The organism is Corticibacter populi, assembly GCF_004217315.1.
GTDB lineage: Bacteria > Pseudomonadota > Gammaproteobacteria > Burkholderiales > Burkholderiaceae_C > Lampropedia > Lampropedia populi.
The window spans coordinates 374,407-401,210 of the sequence record NZ_SGWR01000003.1; the positions used below are offsets into that span (position 1 = coordinate 374,407).

A 26,804-nucleotide genomic window follows, 5' to 3' on the forward strand; every position below is an offset into this window, starting at 1 on the left:
GTGTGCGGTGGTGTGTCGCCGCGATGGCTCAGTCGGGCGCGGTGCTGCCGGCTTCGCCAGGGCCGGCAGCATCGTTGTCGTGCTGATGACGCTGCGCCGTGAAGATGGCCCAGATTGCGATAAACAGTGCGGCGATCACCGGGCCGGCGACGAAGCCCGTGAGGCCGAACAGCGAGATGCCGCCCAGCGTCGAGAGCAAGACCAGGTAATCCGGCATCTTGGTTTCCTTGCCGACCAGAATCGGTCGCAGGATGTTGTCGACCAGGCCGATCACGCCCACCCCGATGACAATCATGATGACGCCCTTGGCGATGGAGCCGGTGGCCAGCAGGTAGATTGCCACCGGTGCCCACACCAGGCCGGCGCCGACGGCAGGCAGCAGCGACAGGATGGCCATCACCACGCCCCACAGGATGGCGCCCTGGATGCCCAGCGCCCAGAACATCAGCCCGCCCAGCGCGCCCTGCACTGCGGCGACCACGATGCTGCCCTTGACGGTGGCCTTGACCACGGCGCTGAACTTGCTCGAAAGGTCGTTGAGGTGGCGCTTGTCCAGCGGAATGGCGCGGCGCAGTTGCGCCATCAGTGACGCGCCGTCGCGGAAGAAGAAGAACAGCAGGTACAGCATCAGCGCGAATGCCAGGCCGAACTGCAGGGTGTTCTGGCCCACGCTGAGCGCATGCGTGGTGGCAATGCGTGCAGCTTGGTTGATGGCGTCGAACAGCTTGGGCTGCAGCTCGGCGAAGCTATCGAGGCCGAATCGGTGCGCCAGCGACCAGACCTGGGGCGGAATGGCCGCCACGATCTGTTCGTAATAGCCCTGCAGGCTGTTTTCCTCGCGGTTGATGCGGTTGTAGAACGCCACGATCTCCTGCACCAGCGAGGTGGTTACCAGCAGCAGCGGGATGATGACGATCAGCAGGCAGATCAGCAGCGTCAGCACGGCCGCCAGATTGGTCCGGCCGGGCATGCGTGCGAGCACCCGCTGATGGATCGGCCAGAACAGCACCGCCAGCGTGGCGGCCCAGAAGATCGCCGCGTAGAAGGGCTTGAGCAGCACGAAGAAGGCTGCGGTGACGGCAAGCAAGATGCCGATGAAGGCACGGCTTTGCAAGGTGGCGCTGTTCATGGTCTGAAGGGCAGGTGGCGGGCCGCGGGTGGCCGGAAGTCTTGGAACCTGTTCACGGTCTTCGCCAGGGGCAACCCGCAGTGCCAGCGGTCAACACCGCGCCGGGCGGTTCGCCTGCGCGTGTCGTCGACCAGCCGCATGACTTCGCGAAGACCGTGAACAGTTCTTCAGACTCGTAATGTATATGAAGCGGCTCGAGCAGCGCCGGGGCGGTGGCCCGGTGCGCCATGCTGCAGTGCAGCGTGTTGCGATTAGGAGGCAAAACCCGCAATAAACCTGTTCTACGGGTGTGATAAGCTGAAGCGCTGCCCCGGTGCAGACCGATCGCTGGCACAATGGCCGACTGCAAACAAAGGCGCCTTCCCCACGCCACTGTCGCATCCGCCATCCGGTCAAGCCGTGTCGCGGAAGGTTTCTTAAACCAGCTAATGCACTTTCAAGAAGTGCGGAGGTCCTGCGGATCATGAGCGAATCATCATCCCTGTTCAATCAATACCAGGGTAATACTTATCTTTTTGGCAGCAATGCTCCCTACGTCGAAGAGATGTACGAGAGCTACCTGAGCAACCCCAGCGGCATTCCCGAGAGCTGGCGTTCCTATTTCGACGCGCTGCAGAACACGCCGGCCGTCGATGGCAGCAGCAGCCGCGACATTCCCCACCAGCCCGTCATCGAAGCCTTTGCCGAGCGTGCCCGCCAGGGCCACACGCAGGTGGTGGTGGCCAGCGGTGCGGATACCGAACTGGGGCGCAAGCGCACCGCGGTGCAGCAGATCATTGCCGCCTATCGCAACGTCGGGCAGCGCTGGGCCGATCTCGATCCGCTCAAGCGCCAGCCACGCCCGGACATCCCCGAACTGGACCCGGCCTTCTACGGCCTCACCAGTGCCGACCAGGAAACGGTGTTCAATACCAGCAACACCTTCTTCGGCCATGAGACCATGCCGCTGCGCGAGCTGATGAACGCGCTGCGCGAAACCTACACCACCACCATCGGTGCTGAGTACATGTACCTGACCGACCAGGCGCAAAAGCGCTGGTGGCAGGAAAAGCTCGAAAGCGCCCGCACCAATCCCAAGCTGACGCCCGAGGAGAAGGTGCACGTGTTTGAGCGCCTGACGGCGGCCGAGGGCCTGGAGCGCTTCCTGCACACCAAGTACGTGGGCCAAAAGCGCTTTTCGCTCGAAGGTGGCGAGAGCTTCATTGTCGCGATGGATGCGCTGGTCAATGCCGCTGGCGAGGCCGGCGTGCAGGAAGTGGTCATCGGCATGGCCCACCGCGGCCGCCTGAACGTGCTGGTCAATACCCTGGGAAAGATGCCCAAGGACTTGTTCGCCGAGTTCGAACACACCGCCCCCGAGGACCTGCCTTCCGGTGACGTCAAGTATCACCAGGGCTTCAGTTCGGACGTGCCGACCTCGGGCGGCCCGATCCACCTGACGCTGGCCTTCAACCCCTCGCACCTGGAAATCGTCAACCCCGTGGTCGAAGGTTCGGTGCGCTCGCGCATGGACCGCCGCAACGACCCGCATGGCAAGCAAGTGCTGCCGGTGCTGGTGCATGGCGATGCCGCGATTGCCGGCCAGGGCGTGGTGCAGGAGACGCTGGCGCTGGCGCAGACGCGCGGCTACAGCACCGGCGGCACGGTGCACTTCGTCATCAACAACCAGATCGGTTTCACCACCTCGGATCCGCGCGACACCCGCTCGACGCTGTACTGTACCGACGTGGTCAAGATGATCGAGGCGCCGGTGCTGCACGTCAACGGCGACGATCCGGAAGCCGTGGTGCTGGCTACCCAGCTGGCGCTGGAATACCGCCAGACCTTCAGTCACGACGTGGTGGTGGACATCGTCTGCTACCGCAAACTTGGCCACAACGAGCAGGACACCCCGGCGCTGACGCAGCCGCTGATGTACAAGAAGATCGCCGCCCACCCCGGCACCCGCAAGCTCTATGGCGAGAAGCTGGTTGCCCAGGGCGTGCTGCCGCCGCAGGGCCTCGACGAGATGGCCCAGGCCTACCGCGCCGCGCTGGAGCAGGGCAAGCACACGGTCGATCCGGTGCTGACCAACTTCAAGCGCCAGTATGCCGTGGACTGGTCGCCCTACCTCAACCGCAAGTGGACCGACGAAGCCGAAACCGCCATTCCGCTGTCCGAATGGAAGCGACTGGCCGAGCGGTTGACCACCATCCCCGAGTCCGTCACCCCGCACCAACTGGTCAAGAAGGTCTATGCCGATCGCGCCGCGATGGGCCGTGGCGAAATCCCGGTCGACTGGGGTATGGGCGAATCCATGGCCTTTGCGTCGCTGGTCGCCAGCGGCTACCCGATCCGCCTCTCCGGCGAGGACAGCGGCCGTGGTACCTTCAGCCACCGCCATTCGGTGATCCACGATCAGAAGCGCGAGAAGTACAACGAAGGCATCTACATTCCGCTGCAGAACATCGCCGAGAACCAGGCACCGTTCGTGGTGATCGACTCCATCCTCTCGGAAGAGGCGGTGCTCGGCTTCGAATACGGCTATGCCTCCAATGACCCGCATTCGCTGGTCATCTGGGAGGCGCAGTTCGGCGACTTCCTCAACGGCGCGCAGGTGGTGGTGGACCAGTTCATCGCTTCCGGCGAGGTCAAGTGGGGGCGCCTCAACGGCCTGACGCTGATGCTGCCGCACGGCTACGAAGGCCAGGGCCCCGAGCACAGCTCGGCGCGCATCGAGCGCTTCATGCAGCTGTCGGCCGACACCAACATCCAGGTCGTGCAGCCCACCACCGCCAGCCAGATCTTCCACCTGCTGCGCCGCCAGGTCCTGCGTCCGCTGCGCAAGCCGCTGATCATCTTCACGCCCAAGTCGCTGCTGCGCAACAAGGACGCGACCTCGCCGATCATCGAGTTCACCGAAGGCGAGTTCCGCACCGTCATCGGCGAGCAAAAGGATGCCGTGCTCGAGCGCGCCGACAAGGTCAAGCGCCTGGTCGCCTGCTCCGGCAAGGTCTATTACGACCTGGTCAAGAAGCGCGAGGAATTGGGCGCCGACGATGTGGCCATCATCCGCGTCGAGCAGCTCTATCCGTTCCCGCACAAGGCCTTCGCCGCCGAGATCAAGCGCTTTGCCAATGCCAAGGAGCTGGTCTGGTGCCAGGACGAGCCGCAGAACCAGGGCGCCTGGTTCTTCGTGCAGCACTACATCCACGAGAACATGCTCGACGGCCAGAAGCTGGGCTACGCCGGCCGCGCCCCCTCCGCCTCGCCGGCGGTGGGTTACGCGCACCTGCATCAGGAACAGCAGAAGGGCCTGGTCAATGCCGCCTTCGGCAAGCTCAAGGGCTTCGTGCTGACCAAGTGACGCCGCAGCCATGCCGCCGGGATGTCCCTCTGGGCCAGTCCGGCGGCATGGCCTATAAGACAGACACAGACATCCATTCTTCCCAACATTCCGAGAGAACTCCCCATGGCCATCATTGAAGTCAAGGTCCCCGAACTGTCCGAATCCGTTGCCGAGGCCACGCTGCTGCAATGGAAGAAAAAGGCCGGCGAAGCCGTTGCCACCGATGAAATCCTGATCGAGATCGAAACCGACAAGGTCGTGCTTGAAGTGCCGGCACCGTCGGCCGGCGTGATCGCCGAGATCGTCGAAGACGACGGCGCCACTGTCACCTCGGGCCAGGTGATCGCCCGCATCGATACCGCCGCCCAGGCCGCTGCTGCGCCGGCGCCTGCCGAGGCACCGGCGGCTGCCGCCGCCGCCGCGCCCGCATCGGCCAGCAAGGCTGGTGTGGCCATGCCCGCCGCCGCCAAGATCCTGGCCGAGAACCAGCTCAGCGCCAGCGCCGTGGCCGGCACCGGCAAGGACGGCCGCGTGACCAAGGGTGATGCGCTGCTGGCCGCGGTTGCCGGTGGCGCCAAGGCCGCCGCGCCAGCGCCCACCCCGGCTGCCGCCCCCGTGGCGCAGGCCGTGGCCGGCGAGCGCCCAGAACAGCGCGTGCCGATGAGCCGCCTGCGCGCGCGCATCGCCGAACGCCTGCTGCAGTCGCAATCGACCAACGCCATCCTGACGACCTTCAACGAGGTCAACATGGGCCCGGTGATGGCGCTGCGCAAGAAGTATCAGGAAAAGTTCGAGAAGCAGCACGGCGTGCGCCTGGGCTTCATGAGCTTCTTCGTCAAGGCGGCCGTGCATGCCCTCAAGCAGTACCCGATTGTCAATGCCAGCGTGGATGGCAACGACATCATCTACCACGGCTACTTCGACATCGGCATTGCCGTCGGTTCGCCGCGCGGCCTGGTGGTACCCATCCTGCGCGATGCCGACCAGCTCTCGTTCGCCGAGATCGAAAAGAAGATCGCCGAGTTCGGCGCCAAGGCCAAGGACGGCAAGCTGACCATCGAGGAAATGACCGGCGGCACCTTCTCGATCTCCAACGGCGGGGTGTTCGGCTCGATGCTCTCGACGCCCATCATCAATCCTCCGCAATCGGCCATCCTGGGCATCCACGCCACCAAGGAGCGTGCCGTGGTCGAGAACGGGCAGGTCGTCATCCGCCCGATCAACTACCTGGCGCTGTCGTACGACCACCGCATCATTGACGGGCGCGAAGCAGTGCTGTCGCTGGTGGCCATGAAGGACGCGCTGGAAGATCCGGCCCGCCTGCTGTTCGATCTGTAAACCGTTTTTCCGCAGGTTTGACGGCATGCATGCGCACACGTCCTCCAGTCATGGCGGCGTGTGCGTTTTTTGATTGGAAACACGATGGCTGCCGTACCCGTACAAGCGGGCGCGGCCCATCCAGACAGTGGAGCAATACGCAATGAACAAGAATTTTGACGTGGTGGTGATCGGTGCCGGCCCCGGCGGCTACGTGGCCGCGATCCGCGCTGCCCAGTTGGGCCTTTCCGTGGCCTGCATCGATGAATGGAAGACGGCCGAAGGCAAGCCGGCGCCGGGAGGCACCTGCACCAACGTGGGCTGCATTCCGTCCAAGGCGCTGCTGCAGTCGTCGGAGCACTTCGAGCATGCCCGCGAGCATTTCGCCGAGCACGGCATCTCCACCGGCAAGCTGGCCATGGACGTCGGCCAGATGCAAGCGCGCAAGAGCACCGTGGTCAAGCAGAACAACGAGGGCATCCTCTACCTCTTCAAGAAGAACAAGGTCAGCTTCTTCTCCGGCCGCGGCTCGTTCGGCAAGGCGGTTGACGGCGGCTTCGAGGTGCAGGTCGCGGGCGACAGCGCCGAGACCCTGGTGGCCAAGCAGGTCATCATCGCCACTGGCTCGCGTCCGCGCGCGCTGCCGGGCACCGCCTTCGACGAGCAGCAGATCCTCTCCAACGACGGCGCGCTGGCGCTGGCGAGCGTGCCCAAAAAGCTGGGCGTGATCGGCTCGGGCGTGATCGGCCTGGAGTTGGGCTCGGTCTGGCGGCGCCTCGGTGCGGATGTCACCATCCTCGAAGGCCTGCCGGAATTCCTGCCGGCGGCCGATGTCGCCGTGGCCAAGGAAGCCAAGAAGGTGTTCGACAAGCAGGGCCTGAAGATCGAGCTGGGCGCCAAGATCAGCGAAGTCAAGGCCACCAAGACGGCGGTGACGGTGAATTACACCGATGCCAAGGGCGAGGCCCAGGCGCTCAAGGTGGACAAGCTGATCGTCTCGATCGGCCGGGTCGCCAACACCGAGGGTCTCAATCCCGAGGCTGTGGGCGTGGCGCTCGACGAGCGTGGTGCCATCGTGGTCGATGGCGATTGCCGCACCAGCGTGCCCGGCATCTGGGCCGTCGGTGACGTGGTGCGCGGCCCGATGCTGGCGCACAAGGCCGAGGAAGAAGGCGTGGCGGTGGCCGAGCGCATTGCCGGCCAGCATGGTCATGTCAACTTCGACACCATCCCGTATGTGATCTACACCAGCCCCGAGATCGCCTGGGTGGGCCGCACCGAGCAGCAGCTCAAGAAAGAGGGCGTGGCCTACAAGGCCGGCCAGTTCCCGTTCCTGGCCAATGGCCGCGCGCGCGCGCTGGGTGATACGACCGGCTTCGTGAAGGTGCTGGCCGACGCCGCCACCGACGAGGTGCTGGGCGTGCACATCATCGGCCCACTGGCTTCCGAGCTGATCGCCGAGGCCGTGCTGGCGATGGAGTTCAAGGCCAGCGCCGAGGATATCGCCCGCACCTGCCACGCCCATCCGTCGCTCTCGGAAGCGACCAAGGAAGCGGCACTGGCTGTCGACAAGCGTGCGCTGAACTTCTGACCGAAAGGGATCTCCGGATCCATCGTGCCGGGCGCAGGCTGTGTGCTTGCCCCCGCATGCCAGGGCCATGACGGCAGTGCCGGCATGGCCCTTGTTCTTGCACACGTCATGCCGGCTGGGTGTGCTTGTGTGAAAATAGCGCGCTGTCTGGCGTGGTGGGGCCTGGTTCGCCGTCCTGCCATGGTTTTGCAATCATTGGCTGCATTGCGGGGGCGACAAGATGTCCATGGCCTTGTATATCGTGCTGAATGCGGAGGAGCCCGGTTTCGACACTTTCGTCGAGGGCCGGGCGGTGGCCCAGGCCATCGACGATCTCACCGGCCTGTGCGAGGTGGCGGGGTTGCCCTTGCCGGACGAATTCGTCGGGCAGGCAGCCGATGAGCTCGATGAGTGGGACGAGGATGAGGATGAGGATGAGGACGAGGCCGATCCGTTCGACGGGGAGGAGGGCTCGCCCGATGACGACGAGGATGCACCGGCCGAGCCTGCGGGCCAGTGGTTCGCGGCCTCCGAGGGGGTGGCCTATGTGCAGGCGCTGATCGAGTTGGCCGAGGAGAATGCCGATGGCCTCGAGGACCTCGATGGCGTGCTGGCCGATCTGCGGGACTACCTGCAGGTGCTCGAGCAGGCCCAGGCGGCGCGGCTGCGCTGGCATTTCGCCTGGGACTTCTGAAGCCGATGACCGGGTGTGCCGGGGAGCCGGCAAAGCGGAGAGGAACGACGCATGAGTGTGGAAGCGGCCTACCAGGCAGCCTTGCAGGACAAAGGATTCAAGGCCGACCCGGCCCAACTGCGCGCGGTCGCCGCGCTGCAGCGCTGCGCCGATGAGTGGGGCGTCTACAAGAGCAAGCGGTCGAGCCGGCTCAAGAAGCTCGTCAACCGCCCGGACATTCCCAAGGGCGTCTACATGTATGGCGGGGTGGGGCGCGGCAAGAGCTTTCTGATGGAGTGCTTCTTCCAGGAGGTGCCGATCCAGCGCAAGGTGCGCCTGCACTTCCATGAGTTCATGCGCGAGGTGCACCGCGAGCTGCATGCGCTGCAGGGCACGCGCGATCCGCTCGATGCGCTGGGTGCGCGGATCGCCAAGCGCTACAAGCTGATCTGCTTCGACGAGTTCCACGTCGCCGACATCACCGACGCGATGATCCTCTATCGCCTGCTGCTGGCGCTGTTCGACAACGGCGTGGGCTTTGTCACCACCTCCAACTTCCGTCCCGATGACCTGTACCCCAACGGCCTGCATCGCGACCGCATCCTGCCGGCCATTGCGCTGCTGAATGCGCGCATGGAGGTCATCAACGTCGACAACGGCACCGACTACCGGCGCCGCACGCTGCAGCACGTGCAGCTCTACCATTGCCCCAATGGCCCGGAGGCCGACGCGCAGATGACCGAGGCCTTCGAGCGCCTGACCGAGGTGGCCGACGAGGAGCCGGTGATGCGCATCGAGTCGCGCCAGATCCCGGCGCGCCGCCGTGCCGGAGGGGTGATCTGGTTCGATTTCAAGCAGCTGTGCGGCGGCCCGCGTTCGCAGAACGATTATCTGGAAATCGCCAACCAGTTCCACACCGTGCTGGTCTCGGACATTCCGCAGATGTCGGTCAACCTGGCCTCGGAGGCGCGGCGCTTCACCTGGCTGGTGGATGTGCTCTACGACCGCGCCGTCAAGCTGATCGTCTCGGCCGAGGTGCCACCCGAGCAGTTGTACCTGCAGGGGCCGCTGGCGCACGAGTTCCCCCGCACCGTCTCGCGCCTGGGCGAGATGCAGTCCGAGGAATACCTGGCGCTGCCCAAGCGGGTGGTGGATACCGGCCTGACCTGAGGCAAGCATGGGTCGTGGCCCAGGCCACTTGCTGATTGCCGTTTGCCGTTTGCCGCGGTGGCTGCGCCTGGTTCATTCCCCTTCGCCGGGCGGGCGTGTTCGACCAGGTCTCATGTCTTCCTCTTCCCTCTCCTGGTCGCCGTCATGCCGCCAGGATGGCGGAATCAGCGTCAGCACCGCCATCACCATGACGGTGGTGAAGATGGCCGTGAGCTGCTGACCCAGGCCGCAGGCCATGCCGATGGCGGCCGTCAGCCACAGGCCCGCGGCGCTGGTCAGGCCCTTGATGGTGGCTTCGCCCTGCTTCATGATGGTGCCGGCGCAGAGGAAACCCAGACCGGCCACCAGACCCTGGATCACGCGGCTCATGTCGGTGGTGGCGATGTCCGCCTGCTGCGCCGTCAGCACGAACAGGGCCGACCCCATGGCCACCAGCATGTGGGTGCGCAGGCCCGCTGCCTTGCCCTGGCGTTCGCGTTCATAGCCGAGGATGCAGCCCAGCAGCATGGCCAGACCCACGCGCAGCACCAGCCGCACCAGTTGCGGCCAGTCCTTGATGTCGGCGAATTCGGCGCCGATGAAGCGGCTCAGCCAGGAGAGGTTGTTGGTGTCCATGATCGACATGCTAGCGTTACGCTGCTACCGGCCCTGTCGGAGAAGTGCCCGACGAAAGTGTGGTATTGTGGTCATTAGTAGTAGCGGTTAGTGATATGCATATATTTATGCTGCAGCGCAGATGGAGTCATCCATTCCGCAGGTCTATTTCAGATTTAAATCATGGGATTTTGCGTTTAAGGAATAGATATCTTATCATTGAAAATATATTGCATTTGCAAGTACATGTGACATTAGTATATCCATTGTTGGTGGGCAAGAAGATGGGGGATTCTATGATAAAACGGTTTTTGTTTTTTGTAATGGCTTTGTTAATTGGCCCCCTTGCTTATGGGCAAGGTATCCCTAATGATTTTCTTGTGATGCCTTTGAGTAATTCTGAAGTTGTTGCATTTTCTCCATCTTTGATTACCGAAGATTATTCTCTTGTCTATCAAAAAGGTTCTGATAATGTTGATTTTTATGCAATTAGGACATATCAATGCGCTACCATGGGGCGTGGAGATAATTATGGGAAAATTTACGATACGATAATTTCTACTATTGATTTCCAAGGTAATGGAAAGCAATTGACAATCTCTTATGGAACGCCTCTATGGAGGTTTGTAGAAAGGATTTGTGGTCATTCCTTTGGTTCTGGCGATTCCGTGCTTCCAGCTATGACAGCAGGACAGAGTGAACATCGAATTCCCCAGGCCGATGGGGATGTCCATATAGAAGATGCGGATGTATCTATTTCAAATGGATTACTTGTACTAACAACAAAGAATTTATATTCATCAGAATTGATTGCCATTTCGAGTGGCTCTCGTTTGGCTGAAGAATATTGTAAGAATAAGGGAGCTGCGGCATTTATAAGTGATATGAGTGCTTCATCACATTCGGTGGGGATTTTTCTATCTTATAGCAAATACTCTGCAAATGTTGGCTTCACATGTGTATCTAAAAGTGATGGTAAGCACCATATGGCAAAGATGTCGGATGAACTTATGTTGCAGGATTTCTATGTGTCTCGCGGCTGGTTTGGATTTATTCTTGCTGTTCCCAGCGACGGAGAACAAGAGTTTTCTGGAAATCCTGTGAAATTCTTGGAGATAGGGAGGAAGTATTGTCAGAATATGGGATTGAATCCATTATTTCTTCCTGCAATTACTTATCAACAGCAGCAAGTTGCATATCGATCCGTTTCTTTCACGTGTTCATAATTTATTGATTGGCTGTTCGAAGTTTTTATTAATGTGTATAAATTATTTATATGGCTTGTGATATTTTGGGAATGCGGATGATAAGTGGGTTGAATCTAATGATTGCGTTCCTAGTAACTTTGGTGTGACGATTTGCCGCACAATAGAGGTCTTGTCTTTTACATTCCTTCGATCTGCCGGAACCATGTCCGCTGTCTTCAACTTCACCTTCGTGCCGTGGTTCCGCTCGGTGGCGCCATACATCCACAAGTTCCGCCACCAGACCTTTGTGGTCGGCGTCTGCGGCGAGGCGATTGCGGCGGGCAAGCTGCAGAACCTGGTGCAGGATCTGGCGCTGGTGCACAGCATGGGCGTCAAGATCGTGCTGGTGCATGGCTTTCGCCCGCAGGTCAATGAGCAGCTGCTGGCCAAGGGCCACGAGCCGCAGTACTACAAGGGCAACCGCATCACCGATCCGGTGGCGCTAGACTCGGCGCAGGAAGCGGCCGGCCAGTTGCGCTACGAGATCGAGGCGAGTTTCAGCCAGGGCCTGCCCAACACGCCGATGGCGGGCTCCAAGATTCGCGTGGTCTCGGGCAACTTCATCACTGCGCGGCCGATGGGCATTCTCGATGGCGTGGACTTCCAGCACACCGGCAAGGTGCGCAAGGTCGATGTCGAGGGCATCCGCCACGCGCTGGAGATGGACTCCATCGTGCTGCTCTCGCCGTTCGGCTATTCGCCCACGGGCGAGGCCTTCAACCTGGCGATGGAGGAGGTGGCCAGTTCAATCGCCATTGCGCTCAAGGCCGACAAGCTGCTCTACGTTTGCGAGGTACCGGGCATTCGCCGGCAGCCCCAGGCACCGGCCAGCGAGGACAACCCGATCATCACCGAGATGACGCTGGCCGATGCCAAGGCCATTTTTGCCAGCTCGCCGGAGGCCGAGGAGCCGACCGACACCGGCTTCTACCTGAAGTACTGCATCAAGGCCTGCGAGGGCGGTGTCGAGCGCAGCCACATCATCCCGTTCGCGGTGGACGGCTCGTTGCTGCTCGAAATCTACGTGCACGATGGCATCGGTACCATGGTGGTGGACGAGCGCCTCGAGGAAGTGCGCCAGGCCGGTGCCGACGATGTGGGTGGCATCCTGCAGCTGATCGAGCCGTTCGAGCGCGATGGCACGCTGGTCAAGCGCAGCCGCACCGAGATCGAGCGCGACATCGCCAAGTACACCATCATCGAGCATGATGGCGTGATCTTCGGCTGCGCGGCGCTCTATCCCTACCTGGAGAAAAGCACCGGCGAGATGGCGGCCGTCACCGTCTCGCCGCACTCGCAGGGGCAGGGCGACGGCGAGAAGCTGCTCAAGCGCATCGAGCAGCGCGCCCGTGCCATGGGCCTGACCAGCATCTTCGTGCTGACCACGCGGACCATGCACTGGTTCATCAAGCGTGGTTTCGAGCAGGTCGATCCGGAATGGCTGCCCAAGGCCCGCAAGGAAAAGTACAACTGGGACCGCAAGAGCCGCGTGCTGGTCAAGCACCTGTGAGGCCGGGGATGCGGGTCTATTGGTATTTCCTGCGCAACCTGCTGTGGCCTGGCGTGCTGGCGGTGCCGCTGGGCGGGTTGCTGGTCTCCGCGCTGATGTTGGGCCCCGCCTTCATGGACGGTGCATGGCGGGAGGCCGCAACGGCATCGTTCGTCGATATGCTGCCCTACGTGCTGTTGCTGGCGGGCGGCGCAGTGGTCATCGGCATGCTGCCCGCGCTGCTGGTGGGCGTGCCGGTCTATGCCTGGCTGGCCAGCCGTGGCTGGGCCAACGTGCTCAGCGCGGCGCTGGTGGGCGCGGTGCCTGGTGCCGTGATGTTTGCCAATGGCACCGAGATGGCGCGACTGTTCCTGATCTTCGGCCCGGTGGTGGGTGTCATCCTGCACCTGCTGGCACGCCGCGATGTGCACCGCATGCGGGCCGCCGTGCAGGCGGTGACCGGGCTTGATTCCAAGGGAGTGTGAACCATGCAGTGGCATGTCTGGCTGACGTTCTTCGCGGCCTGCTGGGTGATTGCGATCTCGCCGGGCTCGGGGGCCGTGCTGTCGATGAGCCATGGCCTCAGTTACGGCTGGAAGCGCAGCAGCGCCACCATCGCCGGGCTGCAGCTCGGCCTGGCGCTGATCTTCATCATTGCCGGTGCGGGCGTCGGCTCGCTGCTGGTCGCTTCCGAGACCGCGTTCCTGGCCGTCAAGCTGGTGGGCGCGGCCTACCTGATGTACCTGGGCGTCCGACAGATGCGCATGCGCCCAGCCTCGCCGCAGGCGATCGCCGAGGCGGAATCCGCGCTGACGGCCGATCCCGCCCATCATCGGATACGGCGTGACGGCGGCCTGCGCTGGCAGCAACGCATGCTGGCGGGTTTCCTGACCAATGCGACCAATCCCAAGGGGATTCTCTTCATGGTGGCCGTGCTGCCACCCTTCATTGATCCGAACCGGCCGCTGCTGCTGCAATTGCTGATCCTCGGCGGCACGCTGTGCTGCGTCGACGTGATCGTGATGAACGGCTATGCCGCCAGCGCCAGCCTGCTCAGCCGCTGGCTCAGGGGCTACCGGGCCCAGCTTTGGCAAAACCGCATCTTCGGCGGTCTGCTGGTGCTCATCGGCGCCGGCCTGCTGGCGGTGCGGCGCAGCAGCGCTTCCTGAGAACAGGTCCTGAGCACCGGCTCCTGTGCGCAGGCCGCGGTGACGCACCAGGCGGCAGAACCTTGGCGCGCTTGCGCTGGCAGCCTGCCGGTCCGCCGGACTGCTTTTCCTATACCCCTCTTCGATGACATTCAAGGCCATGTGGCGAAAACACCGCGGGCCGCTTCGGTAATTGGCAGGCCGCCGTGGCAGGTTCATACTGGGCCCCGACACACAGGCCGCCAGGGTGCGCCGGCGCACTTCCAGGAAAAGGGAGGAGCGAGGGGCGGATCAGCGACCGGAAGGGATAAGTGATGAATGCAATCAAGGAAGCACTGAATACCTCGCCCGAGATCCTGTTGTTTCTCTCCGTGGCACTCGGTTACGCGATCGGCAAGATTCCGTTCGGCAAGTTCCAGCTCGGCGGCGTCGCTGGCTCGCTGCTGGTGGCGGTGGTGCTGAGCCAGCTGGGCGTGCACATCGACAATGGCATCAAGGCCGTACTGTTCGCGCTTTTCATCTATGCGGTGGGCTTCGACAGCGGCCCGCAGTTCTTTCGTTCGCTGGGACGCCAGTCGCTCAGGGAGATCGCCATGGCGGCGGTGCTGGCGCTCAGCGGCCTGGCGACGGTGGTGGTTCTGGCGCGGCTGGCCGGGCTCGACAAGGGCCTGGCCGCCGGCGTGGCGGCCGGGGCGCTGACGCAGTCGGCCGTCATCGGCACGGCCGGCGCGGCGCTGGCCAAGCTGGGGCTGGCGCCGGGCGAGTTGCAGCGCCTGCAGGGCAATGTGGCCATCGGTTATGCGGTGACCTACATCTTCGGCTCGCTCGGGGCCATCATCCTCTGCGTGAATGTGCTGCCGAAATTCATGGGGCGCAGCATCCGCGACGATGCCCTCAAGGCCGAGGCGGCGCAGAATGCCGGCCTGCACCTGCTGGCCGAGGGCGAGGCGCCTGCGCTGCCGGACCTGGTGGGGCGCCTGTTCCGCATTGGCGAAGGCGCTGGCGCGGGACGCACGGTCAGCGAGCTGGAGGCCGGCACGCAGGCAACCGGGCCGATCACGGTCGAGCGCATCCGGCGCGACAAACAGGTCATGCTTGCCCAGCCGGACCTGGTGCTGTCAAGCGGCGATGTGGTGCTGATCGTCGGCCGTCGCGCCGGTGTGCTGGCTGCGGCCCGGCAACTGGGGCCGGAGCAGCCGGCCACGCCGGACATGGATCTGGTGCTGGTTTCGCGCGATGTGACGATTGGCAACCATGCGCTGGTGGGCAAGACTTTCGGCGAGATCCAGGCGGGCATGCAGCAGCGCATCCGCCACGGCATTTATGTGACCCATTTCACCCGCATGGGCCAGGCGGTGCCGCTCAAGGCCGGCACCAAGGCGGCTGCCGGTGATGTGGTAACCCTGTTCGGCACGGCCGAGGACGTGCAGCGGGTGGCCCAGATCGTGGGCGTCTCGCTGCAGCCGAGCGACAAGACCGACTTCGTGTTCCATGGCCTGGGCATCGCGGTGGGGCTGGTGATCGGCCTGGCCGTGGTGCGCGTGGGTTCGGTGCCGCTGACGCTTGGCAGTGGCGGCGGTGCGCTGCTCTCGGGCCTGCTGTTCGGCTGGTGGCGCGCCCGCCACCAGAACGTGGGCAACCTGCCCTCGGGAGCCGGGGCCTTCCTGCGCGATTTTGGTCTTGCCGGCTTCGTCGCGGCGGTCGGCCTGCAGTCGGGTCTGCAGGCGGTCGAGACGGTGCGCGCCAGCGGCGTTTCGATCTTCTTGATCGGCGTGGCGGTGACCATCATCCCGCTGGTGGTGACGATGCTGTTCGGCCGCTACGTGCTGCACTACGACAACACGGCGGTGTTGGCCGGCGCGCTCTCCGGCGCGCGCAGTGCCAATCCGGCCTTTGGCGAGGTACTCAACAAGGCGGGTAATGCCATTCCGACCGTGCCGTTTGCCATCACCTATGCGCTGGCCAATGTGTTCCTGACGCTGCTGGGCCCGCTGGTGGTGGCGCTGGCCTGAGCGTCCGGACGCACCGCGCCGGCGCCGTGTTCCATCCGTGCCGGGCCCGGCGGGTCCGGCCATTCCCGGGAGGCTGCCGGTTTGGCGCCACCCGATGTCAAGAAGGAGAAAAAATGTCTGCAATCGACTATGCCCAACTGGCCAGGCTGAGCCCGTTCGAGCTCAAGGATGCGCTGATCTCGGTGGCCAGCAGCCGCGAGAACCGGCTGATGCTCAATGCCGGGCGCGGCAACCCCAACTTTCTGGCGACGCTGCCGCGGCGCGCCTTCTTCCGGCTGGGCCTGTTCGCCGCCGACGAGGCGGAACTGTCGTTCTCGTACATGCCCGAAGGGATTGGCGGGCTGCCGCGCATCGAGGGCATCGAAGGGCGCTTCGAGCGCTTCGTCTCCGAGCATCGCCGCCATCCGGGCGTGGCCTTTCTGGGGCGAGCGCTGAGCTACGTGCGCGACCAGCTCGGCCTCTCGGCCTCGGACTTCCTGCACGAGATGGTCGAGGGCGTGCTCGGCTGCAACTATCCAGTGCCGCCGCGCATGCTGAGGATGTCCGAGCAGATCGTGCGCGAGTACGTGGTCAAGGAAATGGCGGGCGGGCGCCTCTCGAGCGGGCCGGTCGATCTGTTCGCCACCGAGGGCGGCACGGCGGCCATGACCTATGTGTTCGAGTCGCTGCGCGCCAACGGCCTCATCCAGCCGGGCGACAAGGTGGCCATCGGCATGCCGGCCTTCACGCCGTACCTGGAGATTCCGCATCTGCGCGAATACGGGCTGGAGGAAGTGGCGGTCAACGCCGATCCGGATATCGCCTGGCAGTATCCGGATGCCGAGATCGACAAGCTGCTCGACCCGGCCGTCAAGGTGTTTTTCTGTACCAATCCGAGCAATCCGCCTTCGGTCAAGATCAACGCGCATGGCCTGCAGCGCATCGCCGACATCGTGCGCGACAAACGTCCGGACCTGATCATCCTCACCGACGACGTCTATGGCACCTTTGCCGACGATTTCCGCTCGCTGTTCGCGATCTGCCCTGCCAACACGCTGCTGGTGTATTCGTTCTCCAAGTACTTCGGCGCCACCGGCTGGCGCCTGGGCGTCATCGCGGCGCAGCGCGGCAACATCGTCGACCAGCTGCTGGCGGAGCAACCGCGGGAGCAGAAAGCCTTGCTGCAGGCGCGTTATGCCTCGCTGGTGCCCGATGCGAACGCACTGCGTTTCATCGACCGGCTGGTGGCCGACAGCCGCGCGGTGGCGCTCAACCACACGGCCGGTCTCTCCACGCCGCAGCAGGTGCAGATGACGCTGTTCGCGCTGTTTGCGCTGATGGATGAGCGCGACGGCTACAAGGCCGAACTCAAGAAACTGATCCGCCGCCGCGAGGCCGCGCTCTACCGTGAACTGGGCGTGCCGGCCGTGCAGGATGGCGATTCGGTCGACTACTACACGCTGCTGGATCTGGAGCGCATCGCTGACCAGCTCCATGGCGGCGATTTCGCCGCCTGGGTGCGAACGCATGTGGATCCGACCGCCTTCCTGTTCCAGATCGCGGAGGAAACCGGCATCGTGATGCTGCCGGGCAGTGGCTTCGGGGTCAGAAAGCCGGCTGGTCGTATCTCGCTGGCCAACCTCAACGAGTTCGAGTACGCGCGCATCGGCACGGCCCTGCATGCGCTGGCGCAAAAGCTCTACGCGCAGTACCAGGCCGGCGAGGGCGGCAGCAAGGCCTGAAGCTGACGCCGCACCCCGCGCGCCGATGAGGCCGAGACGGCGCGCTTGCCATGCGCCGTCCGGCGGCCGGATCTCCTGCAAGCCTGCTGGAATCGCGAGGTGCCGGCGGGTTCGTCGCGTTGAGCTGTGCCTCGGAAGGGGTGTCATGAAACCGCAATGAACCATGGTTACAAAAGCGGCTTTTCGACCCACCCAAGGAAAGCCCGACATGAGCCCGCGAAATTCCGAGCACGCGCCACGCCGCTACCGTCTGCAAGCCCTGAGTGTCCTCATGGCCGCCGCCATGCTGGCCGCCTGTGGCGGCAATGACGATGACAACAGCGCAACCCCGGCACCCACGCCTGCCCCGGCACCGGCACCGGAGCCCACTCCGGAGCCCGAGCTCACCCCGTCCAGCCTCGTGCTGGAGAAGATCGGTGGCTATGCCTCCGGCGTGTTCGGCCAGAGCGCGGCGGAGATCGTCGGCTTCGACCCGCAGAGCCAGCGGGCCTTTGTGGTCAACGCCAGGGAAGGCGCGCTGGATGTGCTCGACCTGACCGATCCCGCCGCCCCCAGGCTGCTGCAGACCCTGCGGACCGAGGGCATCCTGGCCGGCTCCGAGGTCAACAGCGTGGCGGTCAAGGACGGGCTCGTGGCGCTGGCCATCCAGGCGGCCGACAAGACCGATCCGGGCCGGGTCGCCATTTACAGCGCGGCCGACCTGACGCTGCTGAGCAGCGTGACGGTGGGCGCCTTGCCCGACAACATCGTCTTCACCCCCGATGGCAAGACGCTGCTGACCGCCAACGAAGGCGAGCCCAGCGATGACTATCAGATCGACCCGAAGGGCTCGGTCAGCATCATCGACGTCAGCGAGCCCGCCCAGCCGGTGGTGCGTACGGCCGACTTCAGTGCCTTCAATGGCCGCGAGGCCGAGTTGCGCAACCAGGGCGTGCGCATCTATGGCCCGGGCGCGAGCGCCGAGCAGGATTTCGAGCCTGAATACATCGCCGTCTCGGCCGATGGCAGCACGGCCTGGGTCACCCTGCAGGAAAACAACGCGCTGGCGAAGATCGACATCGCCGCGGCGCGTGTCACCGACATCCTGCCGCTGGGCTACAAGGACCATGGCAGCGCCGGCAATGAAATCGACGCCTCCGACGGTGACGGCAAGCCTGCGCTGATGGGTGTGGACATCCGCACCTGGCCGGGACTGCGCGGCCTCTACCTGCCCGACAGCATCGCGGCTTATGGCGCTGCCGATGGCAAGACCTACCTGGTGACGGCCAACGAGGGCGATGCCCGTGCCTGGGGTGAGGACGATGACGCCTACTGGGCTGGCGATGCCAAGAAGGGCTTCGTCGAGGAGTTCCGCGTCAAGCATCTGGTGCACAAGGACGGTTTCGATCGCCGTGCCGGTGACGACCTGCCGCCCCAACTGCGTGCACTGGCCGCCGGTGGGTTGCTCAGCCCGGATGTGTTCGGCTATTGCGGTGCCGTGGCCGGCAATCCCGGCGACTGCCGCGCCGACCAGAACCTGGGCCGCTTGACGGTGACCTGGACCGAAGGCTTCCGCAAGGATGCCAACGGCCTGCCGGTGCTGTTCAACGCCAGCGGCGTCGAGGATCCTGCCGGCGACCGCCTGATGTATGACGCGCTCTATGCGTATGGCGCGCGCTCGATCTCGATCCGGGACGAGAATGGCGCGCAGGTCTGGGATTCGGGCGCCGATTTCGAGAAGTTCACGGCCAATCTGATCGAGACCCGCAATGGCAAGTCCTGCGAGCTGACCTCGGAGGGCCAGACCGTGCCTTGCAAGGAGTTCTTCAACTCCAACCACGAGGAAGGCCAGGGCTTCGACAACCGCAGCGACAACAAGGGCCCCGAGCCCGAAGGTCTGGCGCTGGGCACGATCGGCGAGAAAACCTTTGCCTTCGTCGGCCTGGAGCGCTTTGGTGGCGTGCTGGTCTATGACGTGACCAACCCGCAGGCCCCCACGCTGGAGGACTACATCAACACCCGCACCGACTGGACCACGGCCGCGCTGGACAAACTGGACTGGCCGACCGAAGGCGCAGCCGTGGGCGACCTCGGCCCCGAAGGACTGCACTTCGTGGCTGCGGCCGATTCGCCCAATGGCCAGCCGTTGCTGCTGGTGGGCCATGAGGTCAGCGGCACCACCACGGTGTACCAGCTCAACCTCAGCTATTGAGACTGATGGCCGGTTCCGGCCATCTTCCGTATCATTGGGCCGGGTCACGGGGCGGCAGGCGCGGTGCACATGCACCGCCCGCCGCCCCGTTTCATTTCCAGGACTCGCGCTGACTGCCGGGCAGTGGCTGCGATGCGTGCGGCTGGAATGGCCAGAGCGTCGTCAGGGGACGATGGCATCTGCCAGTTGCGCGGCCGAGCCAAAGGCCAGCGTGAAGCCCAGCGCGCCGTGGCCGGTGTTGATCCACAGATTGCCCGTGCCCTGCGCGGCGCGGGTGATGGGCAGGCCCGTGGGCGTGGCGGGCCGCATGCCCGTCCATGCCGCGCAGTCGCCGGTCAAGGTGTTCTGCAGGGACGGAAAGACCGCCCGGGTGGAATTGCGCAGGCTGGCGATCTTGGTCGGATCGAGGCGGGTGTCGGGCCCCACCAGCTCGACCATGCCGGCCACGCGCAGGCGCTGGCCGACGCGCGCGAACACCACCTTGCGGCTGGTGTCGGTGATGCTCACCCGTGGTGCGGCCGCGTCTGGTGCCTCTGCCACATCGAGCGTGATGCTGTAGCCCTTGAGCGGATAGACCGGCAAATGCTCGCCCAGTGGCCGCAGCAACTGCGGGCTTTGCCAGCCCAGGCTGACGACGAACTGGTCGGCCTCGATCTCGCCGGCGCTGGTGCGAACGGCTCGCGCCCGGCCGCCGGCGCTGACGATGCCCTGCACCTCGGTGCCGTACAGAAAGCGCACGCCGCGTTCGGCCAGCCAGGCAGCCAGTCCGGTGCACACCAGGTGGCAGTCGGCCACGCATTCGCTCGGGGTGTGCACGGCGCCGGCAATGCGCGGGCCATAGGCGGTCAGCGCCGGCTCGATGGCCAGTGTCTCGTCGCGGCCGAGCACGCTCTGCGGACTGCCGCCCATCTGCGCCTGCAGCGCCACCTGTTGGCGCGCACCGGCCACGCCGGCCTCGCTCAGGTACAGCACCAGCTTGCCAGGCTGCGCAAAGTCGCAGGACATGCCGGTGGCTGCGAGCATGGCGTCATAGCCGGCGCGACTGTGCGCGGCCAGCTCCAGCAGCGCGCGCGTGGTGGCGTGGGATCTGCCGGCATTGCAGGCGGCGAGGAACTCCAGGCCCCAGCGCCATTGCCGCGGGTCGGCCTGCAGGCGGAATTTCAGCGGTGAATCGGGCTCCAGGAACAGTTTGGGCAATTGCTTCCAGATGGCGGGGTCGGCCAGCGGCTGTACATAGGAGTAACTCAGTTGCGCGCCATTGCCGGCGCTGGCGCCTTCGCCGGGGCCCGGGCGCGCGTCGATCACCGTGACGCTGCAACCGCGCTGGTGCAGTTCATAGGCCGTAGCCAGGCCGATGATGCCCGAGCCCAAAATGCATGCATGCATGTCGATTCCTTGCGTGAGGGGCGGTGCGTGGCAGCCGCCGTGGTGGCATGCCGCAGGCACCGTCCGAATGGATGGCAGATGATAGGCCTGTTTTTTGCTTGCCTCTTTGACAGGTGTTAACACCATGGCAAACTGGTGCTCAAGCAAGCACAATGCCAAGCATCCCCTGTTCATTCATTTCGGAGAGTTGTCCCCATGAAAAAAGTCCTGTCCTGCATTTCCCTGGCGGTCGCTGCCACCATCCCTGTCATGGCCCATGCCGATACGCTGGCCAAGGTGGCGTCTTCCGGCGAGATCACGCTGGCCTACCGCGAATCCTCCGTGCCGTTCAGCTACCTCGAAGGCCCCAATGACCCGATCGGTTTCTCGGTGGACCTCGCCAAGGCCGTGGTCGAGCAGCTCAAGAAGGATCTGAACAAGCCCGACATCAAGATCAAGTGGCAGGCCGTCACCTCGCAAAACCGCATTCCGCTGCTGGTCAATGGCACCATCGACCTCGAGTGCGGCTCCACCACCAACAACAGCGCCCGTGGCAAGGACGTGGCCTTCGCCACCAACCACTTCTATACCGGCACGCGCCTGCTGGTGAAGAAGTCCACCGGCATCACCGGCTACGCGGACACCAAGGGCAAGACCATCACCTCGACGACCGGCACCACCAACCTCCAGGTGCTGCGCAAGTACGACCGTGACAACGAGATGGGCTGGAACCTGGTCTCTGCCAAGGACCATGCCGATGCTTTCCTGCTGGTCGAATCGGACCGTGCGGCGGCCTTCGGCATGGATGACATCCTGCTGTTTGGCCTGATCGGCAACGCACGCAACCCGCAGGACTTCGAGGTGGTGGGTGAATCGCTGCAGGTCGAGCCCTACGCCTGCATGCTGCGCAAGGACGATCCGAAGTTCAAGACGCTGGTCGATGGCGTGATCAACGGGCTGATGGATTCGGGCGAGTTCACCACGCTGTACGACAAGTGGTTCCTGCAACCGATCCCGCCGCGCAATGTGGCGCTGGGCCTGGAGATGAGCCAGGATCTCAAGGACAACCTGAAGGCCCACAGCGACCAGCCGGCCAATTGATGACATTGTTCCCGCTTTGAGAACCTGTTGACGATCTTTCCGTGGTTCACGCAGGAGGTCAAAAACGCAGTGGGCAAGACGCCCGTCGCAGTCCAGACTGGGCGTCTGTGCAAGGCGGGCAACGCCGTCCGGTGCGTTTTTGACCTCCTGCCCTTCGGGACAACGTGACCCATGAAAAGATCGTAAGCAGGTCCTGAGTGGGACGGCAGTGCAGGGGCGCCGCGGCGCCGCTACACTGCCTTTTTTACGTGATCGCGCGCTGCGCGCATGGCATTCCAATGGCAAGCAAGCAATCTCTTCCTTCCACGCAAATCGTTGGCATCCTCGGCGGCATGGGCCCGGCTGCCGGGGCCGATTTCGTGCGCCTTTTCGTGCATGCCTGTGACGAATACCTCAAGCACCACCGGCTGCCGGTGGTCGATCAGGCCTATCCAGAGCACTGGCTGGCGCAGTTGCCGGTGCCCGATCGCACCGCCGCCATTGCCGCGCCGGACAATGCCGCGATCAGCCCGCTGGAGCCGCTGGCCAAAGGCCTGGGCCAGTTGCAGGCGCTGGGCGCGACCAGCGTGGCCATCGCCTGCAACACCGCGCATTACTGGCATGCGGCGCTGCAGCAGCGCTGTCCCGGCGTGCGGTTGCTGCACATCGTCGAGGAGGTGGTGGCAGCATTGCGCCAGCCGGACGATGCGGGCGGGCCAGCCAACCAGGTGCTGCTGCTGGCCACCCAGGGCACCTACCGCAGCGGCCTTTACGACGGGGCGCTGGCGCAGGCCGGCATCACCGTGCACAAACCCACGCCCGAGGAGCGCGAACAGTTGATGCGCGGCATCTTCGATGGCGTCAAGCGCGGCGACATGGCGGTGGCCAATCACTTCTTCGGACCGGTGCTGCAGGCGCTGCGCGCGCGCCACGGCGACTGCCCGGTGGTGATGGCCTGCACCGAGATTCCGCTGGCGTTGCCGCAGGCGCCAGAGGCCCGGGGGCTGCGCCTGATCGACCCGGCCCGGGTGCTGGCGCAGGCGCTGGCACGGCGGGCCTATGGCGATGCCGGCAGCGATGGCGTGGCGACTGTCGCGACTGGCGAGGCTGCCGGCGCGGCGCATTGATCGACACCGCTACAGGCCTCACTGCCGACATCACTGCCGGCATCGCCAGTGCCACCGATGCTGTCATTGGCCTGCTGCTGCAGCCACTGGCGGAAGGCTGCCAGCGCCGGCCGCTCGGCCTTGCGCTCGGGCACGATCAGCCAATAGGCTCGCTCGGTGGTGAGCGCCTGCCGGCAGGGCATGATGAGCTGGCCTGACTGCAGCTCCTGCTGGATCAGGAACGGCGGGATCAGCGCCACGCCCATGCGCAGGGTGGCTGCCTGCGCCAGCATCGAGAAGAGTTCCAGCCGCATGCCCGACATGTCGTGCGCGACGCGCTGGCCTTGCGCTTCGAACCATTGCCGCCACGCATAGGGCCGGGTGGCCTGCTGCAGCAGCGGCAGGCGGGCGATGGTCTCAGGGGTCATCTGCGCCGCCGCGCCCGGCAACCGCGGACTGCACACCGGCACCGGGTATTCGTGCATCAGGAAATGCGCCACCGTGCCGGGCCAGCCAGCATCGCCGAAGTAGATCGCGGCATCGAAATCGGTCTGGTCGAAGAGGAAAGGGCGCGTCTGCGTGTTCATGTGCACCAGCACGTCCGGGTGCCGGCGCTGGAAGTCGGGCAGGCGCGGCAGCAGCCAGCGCGTGGCGAAGGTGGGTACCACGGCCAGTTCCAGCTCGCTGCCGCTGCCTTGCTGGGCCATCAGGTTGAGCGTGTCGCGCGCCAGCGCATCGAGCCGGGGGCTGATCTGGCGGTAATAGTGCTGGCCGGCCTCGGTCAGCTGCACGCCGCGCCGGGTGCGGCGAAACAGCGGCACGCCCAGGTAGTGTTCCAGCGTGGCGATCTGCCGGCAGATGGCGCTTTGCGTCAGCGCCAGTTCATCGGCCGCGCGGGTGAAGCTCTCATGGCGCGCGGCGGCCTCGAAGGCCAGCAGGCCGCTGGTGCTGGGAATCTTGCGTCGCATGCCGTGCATCTTAAACAGCATTGCATTTCGGAGTGTGTTTTTCGCACAATGAAGTGCATAAAAAGCGATTGATATGGTGTTTTTGGCTTTCTAAAATGCCAAATATTCACTTTTCATGCATTCATCGCATCCAAGGAGACACCGCATGGCTACCAGCAAAGCTGCATTCAATTGGGAAGATCCGCTGTTCCTCGAAGGTCAGCTCACCGAGGACGAGCGTCAGATCCGCGACGCCGCGCGGGCCTATTGCCAGGACAAGCTGCGGCCGCGCGTGCAGCTGGCGTTCCGCAACGAGGCCACCGATCCGGCCATCTTCCGCGAAATGGGCGAACTGGGCCTGCTGGGTGCGACCATCCCCGAGCAGTACGGCGGCGCAGGTCTCAACTATGTCTCTTACGGCCTCATCGCCCGCGAGGTTGAGCGCGTCGACTCGGGCTACCGTTCGATGATGAGCGTGCAGTCTTCGCTGGTGATGGTGCCGATCAACGCGTTCGGCAACGAGGCCACCAAGCAGAAGTACCTGCCCAGGCTGGCCACCGGCGAGTGGATCGGCTGCTTCGGCCTGACCGAGCCCAACCACGGCTCCGACCCCGGCAGCATGATCACCCGCGCCCGCAAGGTCGAGGGCGGCTACAGCCTCACCGGCAGCAAGATGTGGATCACCAACAGCCCGATCGCCGACGTGTTCGTGGTCTGGGCCAAGGACGACGAGGGCCAGATCCGCGGCTTCGTGCTCGAGCGCGGCTGGAAGGGCTTGTCGAGCCCGGCCATCCACGGCAAGGTGGGGCTGCGCGCCTCCATCACCGGCGAGATCGTCATGGACGAAGTCTTCGTGCCCGAGGAAAACGCTTTTCCCGAGGTGCGTGGCCTCAAGGGCCCGTTCACCTGCCTGAATTCGGCCCGCTACGGTATTGCCTGGGGCGCGCTGGGCGCCGCCGAGGACTGCCTGGCCACGGCGCGCCAGTACACGCTGGACCGCAAGCAGTTCGGCCGTCCGCTGGCAGCCAACCAGCTCATCCAGAAGAAGCTCGCGGACATGGTCACCGAGATCAGCCTGGGGCTGCAGGCCTGCCTGCAGGTCGGACGCCTCAAGGACGCCGGGCAGGCGCCGGTGGAGATCACCTCCATCATCAAGCGCAACTCCTGCGGCAAGGCGCTCGACATCGCCCGCCAGGCCCGCGACATGCTCGGCGGCAATGGCATCAGCGACGAGTTCGGCGTGGCGCGCCATCTGGTCAACCTGGAGGTGGTCAACACCTACGAGGGCACGCACGATGTGCACGCGCTGATTATCGGCCGCGCCATCACTGGCATTGCGGCGTTCGCCAATTGATCCATGCATCCATTGATCAATGGATCGATGGATCGACTGATCGACTGAGGCGGGCCGGCTGATCCGGTCTCGGCCCGGTGGCGCGAACCGCCCCGCCGGCCGGCAACGCATCTCCCCTTTTCACAGCACAGGCTCACCATCATGGCAGGCGCGCTCTCGCACATCCGCGTACTCGATCTCTCCCGAATCCTCGCCGGACCCTGGGCCGGCCAGTTGCTGGCCGACCTGGGGGCCGACGTCATCAAGGTCGAGCGCCCCGGCGAAGGCGATGACACGCGCCGCTGGGGCCCGCCCTGGGTCCGGGACGAGGCCGGCGAGCCGACCGACATCGCCGCCTACTACCTCTGCGCCAACCGCAACAAACGCTCCATCACCATCGACATCACGCAGCCCGAAGGGCAGGCGCTGGTGAAGAAGCTGGCGGCCGAGTCGGACGTGGTGCTGGAGAACTACAAGGTTGGCGGCCTCAAGAAATACGGGCTGGACTACGCCTCGCTGGCCGAGGTCAATCCGCGCCTGGTTTATTGCTCCATCACCGGCTTTGGCCAGACCGGGCCGTATGCGGCGCGGGCCGGCTACGACTTCCTGATCCAGGGCCTGGGCGGCCTGATGAGCCTGACGGGCCGCCCCGATGGCGAGGACGGCGCCGGGCCGATGAAGGTGGGCGTGGCGCTCACCGACATCCTCACCGGCCTCTACGCCAGCAATGCCGTGCTGGCTGCGCTGGCCTGGCGCGAGCAAAGCGGGCAGGGCCAGTACATCGACATGGCACTGCTGGACGTGCAGGTGGCGTGCCTGGCCAACCAGGCATTGGGCTACCTGGCCACGGGCCAGAACCCGCCACGCCTGGGCAATGCCCACCCGAGCATCGTGCCCTACCAGGATTTTCCGACCGCCGATGGCCACATGATCCTGGCGATCGGCAATGACGGGCAGTTCCAGCGCTTCTGCCAGGAGGCGGGGCAGCCCGAGCTGGCCAGCGATGCGCGCTTTGCCACCAATGCCCAGCGGGTGCAGCACCGCGCCGCGCTGATTGCGTTGCTGCGCGGGCTCACGGTGCAACGCAGTACCGCCGAGTGGATTGCCGCGCTGGAAGCCAAGGCCGTACCTTGCGGTCCGATCAACCGGCTCTCCGAGGTGTTTGCCGACCCGCAGGTGCGCGCGCGCGGCGTGCAGTTGGCGATGCCGCACCCCACCGCCGGCCAGGTGCCGCAGGTGGCCAGCCCGATCCGGCTGTCGGCCACGCCGGTGGAGAACCGCCTGCCGCCACCGCTGCTGGGCCAGCACACCGACGAGATTCTGGCCGAGCTGGGGCTGGATGCGGATGCCATTGCCGCGTTGCGCGGCAATGGCGTGGTGTGAG

Annotated in this window: 20 protein-coding genes; 16 read left to right on the forward strand and 4 right to left on the reverse strand. The window is 64.6% G+C overall.

Annotated features, from left to right (window positions below; genetic code table 11):
* Positions 1–28 precede the first annotated feature (28 nt).
* Positions 29–1,129, reverse strand: a complete 1,101-nt coding sequence (locus EV687_RS12635) for an AI-2E family transporter (protein ID WP_122228088.1) — start codon at positions 1,127–1,129, stop codon at positions 29–31.
* A gap of 463 nt (positions 1,130–1,592) precedes the next feature.
* Here EV687_RS12635 and EV687_RS12640 point away from each other — a divergent pair, with 463 nt between their 5' ends.
* From EV687_RS12640 to zapE, 5 genes are all read left to right on the forward strand, one after another.
* On the forward strand, positions 1,593–4,475 hold the full coding sequence (locus EV687_RS12640) for a 2-oxoglutarate dehydrogenase E1 component (RefSeq protein ID WP_122228085.1): 2,883 nt from the start codon (positions 1,593–1,595) through the stop codon (positions 4,473–4,475).
* A 105-nt stretch (positions 4,476–4,580) separates the two neighbouring features.
* A complete protein-coding gene (odhB, locus tag EV687_RS12645) occupies positions 4,581–5,795 on the forward strand; it encodes a 2-oxoglutarate dehydrogenase complex dihydrolipoyllysine-residue succinyltransferase (RefSeq protein ID WP_122228082.1) in 1,215 nt (404 codons plus the stop codon).
* A 142-nt stretch (positions 5,796–5,937) separates the two neighbouring features.
* Positions 5,938–7,365, forward strand: coding sequence for a dihydrolipoyl dehydrogenase (lpdA, locus tag EV687_RS12650; RefSeq protein WP_122228079.1), 1,428 nt, complete (start codon positions 5,938–5,940; stop codon positions 7,363–7,365).
* A gap of 226 nt (positions 7,366–7,591) precedes the next feature.
* The gene (locus EV687_RS12655) at positions 7,592–8,038 is read left to right on the forward strand and encodes a hypothetical protein (RefSeq protein ID WP_130466509.1); all 447 of its coding nucleotides are present in this window, start codon (positions 7,592–7,594) and stop codon (positions 8,036–8,038) included.
* Between the two features lie 51 nt (positions 8,039–8,089).
* Entirely contained in the window at positions 8,090–9,187 is a 1,098-nt protein-coding gene (gene zapE, locus EV687_RS12660) for a cell division protein ZapE (RefSeq protein WP_122228073.1), read from the forward strand.
* 72 nt (positions 9,188–9,259) lie between these two features.
* Here zapE and EV687_RS12665 read toward each other — a convergent pair whose 3' ends face one another.
* Entirely contained in the window at positions 9,260–9,802 is a 543-nt protein-coding gene (locus EV687_RS12665; RefSeq protein WP_122228963.1) for an MgtC/SapB family protein, read from the reverse strand.
* Between the two features lie 44 nt (positions 9,803–9,846).
* Here EV687_RS12665 and EV687_RS12670 point away from each other — a divergent pair, with 44 nt between their 5' ends.
* From EV687_RS12670 to EV687_RS12700, 7 genes are all read left to right on the forward strand, one after another.
* A complete protein-coding gene (locus EV687_RS12670; protein ID WP_165392826.1) occupies positions 9,847–11,007 on the forward strand; it encodes a hypothetical protein in 1,161 nt (386 codons plus the stop codon).
* Between the two features lie 184 nt (positions 11,008–11,191).
* The gene (argA, locus tag EV687_RS12675; protein WP_122228070.1) at positions 11,192–12,538 is read left to right on the forward strand and encodes an amino-acid N-acetyltransferase; all 1,347 of its coding nucleotides are present in this window, start codon (positions 11,192–11,194) and stop codon (positions 12,536–12,538) included.
* Positions 12,539–12,546: 8 nt separating this feature from the next.
* Positions 12,547–13,002, forward strand: coding sequence for a hypothetical protein (locus EV687_RS12680; RefSeq protein ID WP_122228067.1), 456 nt, complete (start codon positions 12,547–12,549; stop codon positions 13,000–13,002).
* Positions 13,003–13,005: 3 nt separating this feature from the next.
* On the forward strand, positions 13,006–13,686 hold the full coding sequence (locus EV687_RS12685; protein ID WP_122228065.1) for a LysE family transporter: 681 nt from the start codon (positions 13,006–13,008) through the stop codon (positions 13,684–13,686).
* A gap of 293 nt (positions 13,687–13,979) precedes the next feature.
* Positions 13,980–15,677, forward strand: a complete 1,698-nt coding sequence (gene aspT / locus EV687_RS12690; protein WP_122228061.1) for an aspartate-alanine antiporter — start codon at positions 13,980–13,982, stop codon at positions 15,675–15,677.
* A gap of 113 nt (positions 15,678–15,790) precedes the next feature.
* Positions 15,791–17,398 carry a bifunctional aspartate transaminase/aspartate 4-decarboxylase gene (locus tag EV687_RS12695; RefSeq protein ID WP_122228058.1) on the forward strand — a complete coding sequence of 536 codons (1,608 nt, stop codon included), beginning with the start codon at positions 15,791–15,793 and terminating at the stop codon, positions 17,396–17,398.
* A gap of 208 nt (positions 17,399–17,606) precedes the next feature.
* A complete protein-coding gene (locus EV687_RS12700; protein WP_122228055.1) occupies positions 17,607–19,589 on the forward strand; it encodes a choice-of-anchor I family protein in 1,983 nt (660 codons plus the stop codon).
* 162 nt (positions 19,590–19,751) lie between these two features.
* Here the strand turns inward: EV687_RS12700 and EV687_RS12705 are convergent, their stop codons facing one another.
* Positions 19,752–20,975, reverse strand: a complete 1,224-nt coding sequence (locus EV687_RS12705; protein WP_122228053.1) for a D-amino acid dehydrogenase — start codon at positions 20,973–20,975, stop codon at positions 19,752–19,754.
* Between the two features lie 195 nt (positions 20,976–21,170).
* On the opposite strand from EV687_RS12705, the gene EV687_RS12710 reads away from it, so the two are divergent.
* Both EV687_RS12710 and EV687_RS12715 read left to right on the forward strand, forming a co-directional pair.
* Positions 21,171–22,055 carry a transporter substrate-binding domain-containing protein gene (locus EV687_RS12710; RefSeq protein WP_122228050.1) on the forward strand — a complete coding sequence of 295 codons (885 nt, stop codon included), beginning with the start codon at positions 21,171–21,173 and terminating at the stop codon, positions 22,053–22,055.
* Between the two features lie 278 nt (positions 22,056–22,333).
* A complete protein-coding gene (locus EV687_RS12715) occupies positions 22,334–23,161 on the forward strand; it encodes an aspartate/glutamate racemase family protein (protein ID WP_122228047.1) in 828 nt (275 codons plus the stop codon).
* Here EV687_RS12715 and EV687_RS12720 read toward each other — a convergent pair.
* Entirely contained in the window at positions 23,092–24,108 is a 1,017-nt protein-coding gene (locus EV687_RS12720; protein WP_122228961.1) for a LysR family transcriptional regulator, read from the reverse strand. The two genes, EV687_RS12715 and EV687_RS12720, sit on opposite strands and share 70 nt — an antisense overlap.
* A 145-nt stretch (positions 24,109–24,253) precedes the next feature.
* Between EV687_RS12720 and EV687_RS12725 the strand changes: the two genes are divergently transcribed.
* On the forward strand, positions 24,254–25,441 hold the full coding sequence (locus tag EV687_RS12725; protein WP_122228044.1) for an acyl-CoA dehydrogenase: 1,188 nt from the start codon (positions 24,254–24,256) through the stop codon (positions 25,439–25,441).
* A gap of 141 nt (positions 25,442–25,582) precedes the next feature.
* Entirely contained in the window at positions 25,583–26,803 is a 1,221-nt protein-coding gene (locus EV687_RS12730; protein WP_122228040.1) for a CaiB/BaiF CoA transferase family protein, read from the forward strand.
* Position 26,804 lies beyond the last annotated feature (1 nt).

Coding starts and splice junctions, on each gene's coding strand:
- lpdA (WP_122228079.1), top strand. CDS start 5,938: ATGAACAAGAATTTTGACGTGGTGGTGATCGGTGCCGGCCCCGGCGGC.
- EV687_RS12700 (WP_122228055.1), top strand. CDS start 17,607: ATGAGCCCGCGAAATTCCGAGCACGCGCCACGCCGCTACCGTCTGCAA.
- aspT (WP_122228061.1), top strand. CDS start 13,980: ATGAATGCAATCAAGGAAGCACTGAATACCTCGCCCGAGATCCTGTTG.
- EV687_RS12680 (WP_122228067.1), top strand. CDS start 12,547: ATGCGGGTCTATTGGTATTTCCTGCGCAACCTGCTGTGGCCTGGCGTG.
- EV687_RS12635 (WP_122228088.1), bottom strand. CDS start 1,129: ATGAACAGCGCCACCTTGCAAAGCCGTGCCTTCATCGGCATCTTGCTT.
- odhB (WP_122228082.1), top strand. CDS start 4,581: ATGGCCATCATTGAAGTCAAGGTCCCCGAACTGTCCGAATCCGTTGCC.
- EV687_RS12720 (WP_122228961.1), bottom strand. CDS start 24,108: ATGCGACGCAAGATTCCCAGCACCAGCGGCCTGCTGGCCTTCGAGGCC.
- argA (WP_122228070.1), top strand. CDS start 11,192: ATGTCCGCTGTCTTCAACTTCACCTTCGTGCCGTGGTTCCGCTCGGTG.
- EV687_RS12640 (WP_122228085.1), top strand. CDS start 1,593: ATGAGCGAATCATCATCCCTGTTCAATCAATACCAGGGTAATACTTAT.
- zapE (WP_122228073.1), top strand. CDS start 8,090: ATGAGTGTGGAAGCGGCCTACCAGGCAGCCTTGCAGGACAAAGGATTC.
- EV687_RS12710 (WP_122228050.1), top strand. CDS start 21,171: ATGAAAAAAGTCCTGTCCTGCATTTCCCTGGCGGTCGCTGCCACCATC.
- EV687_RS12665 (WP_122228963.1), bottom strand. CDS start 9,802: ATGGACACCAACAACCTCTCCTGGCTGAGCCGCTTCATCGGCGCCGAA.
- EV687_RS12705 (WP_122228053.1), bottom strand. CDS start 20,975: ATGCATGCATGCATTTTGGGCTCGGGCATCATCGGCCTGGCTACGGCC.
- EV687_RS12685 (WP_122228065.1), top strand. CDS start 13,006: ATGCAGTGGCATGTCTGGCTGACGTTCTTCGCGGCCTGCTGGGTGATT.
- EV687_RS12725 (WP_122228044.1), top strand. CDS start 24,254: ATGGCTACCAGCAAAGCTGCATTCAATTGGGAAGATCCGCTGTTCCTC.
- EV687_RS12695 (WP_122228058.1), top strand. CDS start 15,791: ATGTCTGCAATCGACTATGCCCAACTGGCCAGGCTGAGCCCGTTCGAG.
- EV687_RS12730 (WP_122228040.1), top strand. CDS start 25,583: ATGGCAGGCGCGCTCTCGCACATCCGCGTACTCGATCTCTCCCGAATC.
- EV687_RS12715 (WP_122228047.1), top strand. CDS start 22,334: ATGGCAAGCAAGCAATCTCTTCCTTCCACGCAAATCGTTGGCATCCTC.
- EV687_RS12655 (WP_130466509.1), top strand. CDS start 7,592: ATGGCCTTGTATATCGTGCTGAATGCGGAGGAGCCCGGTTTCGACACT.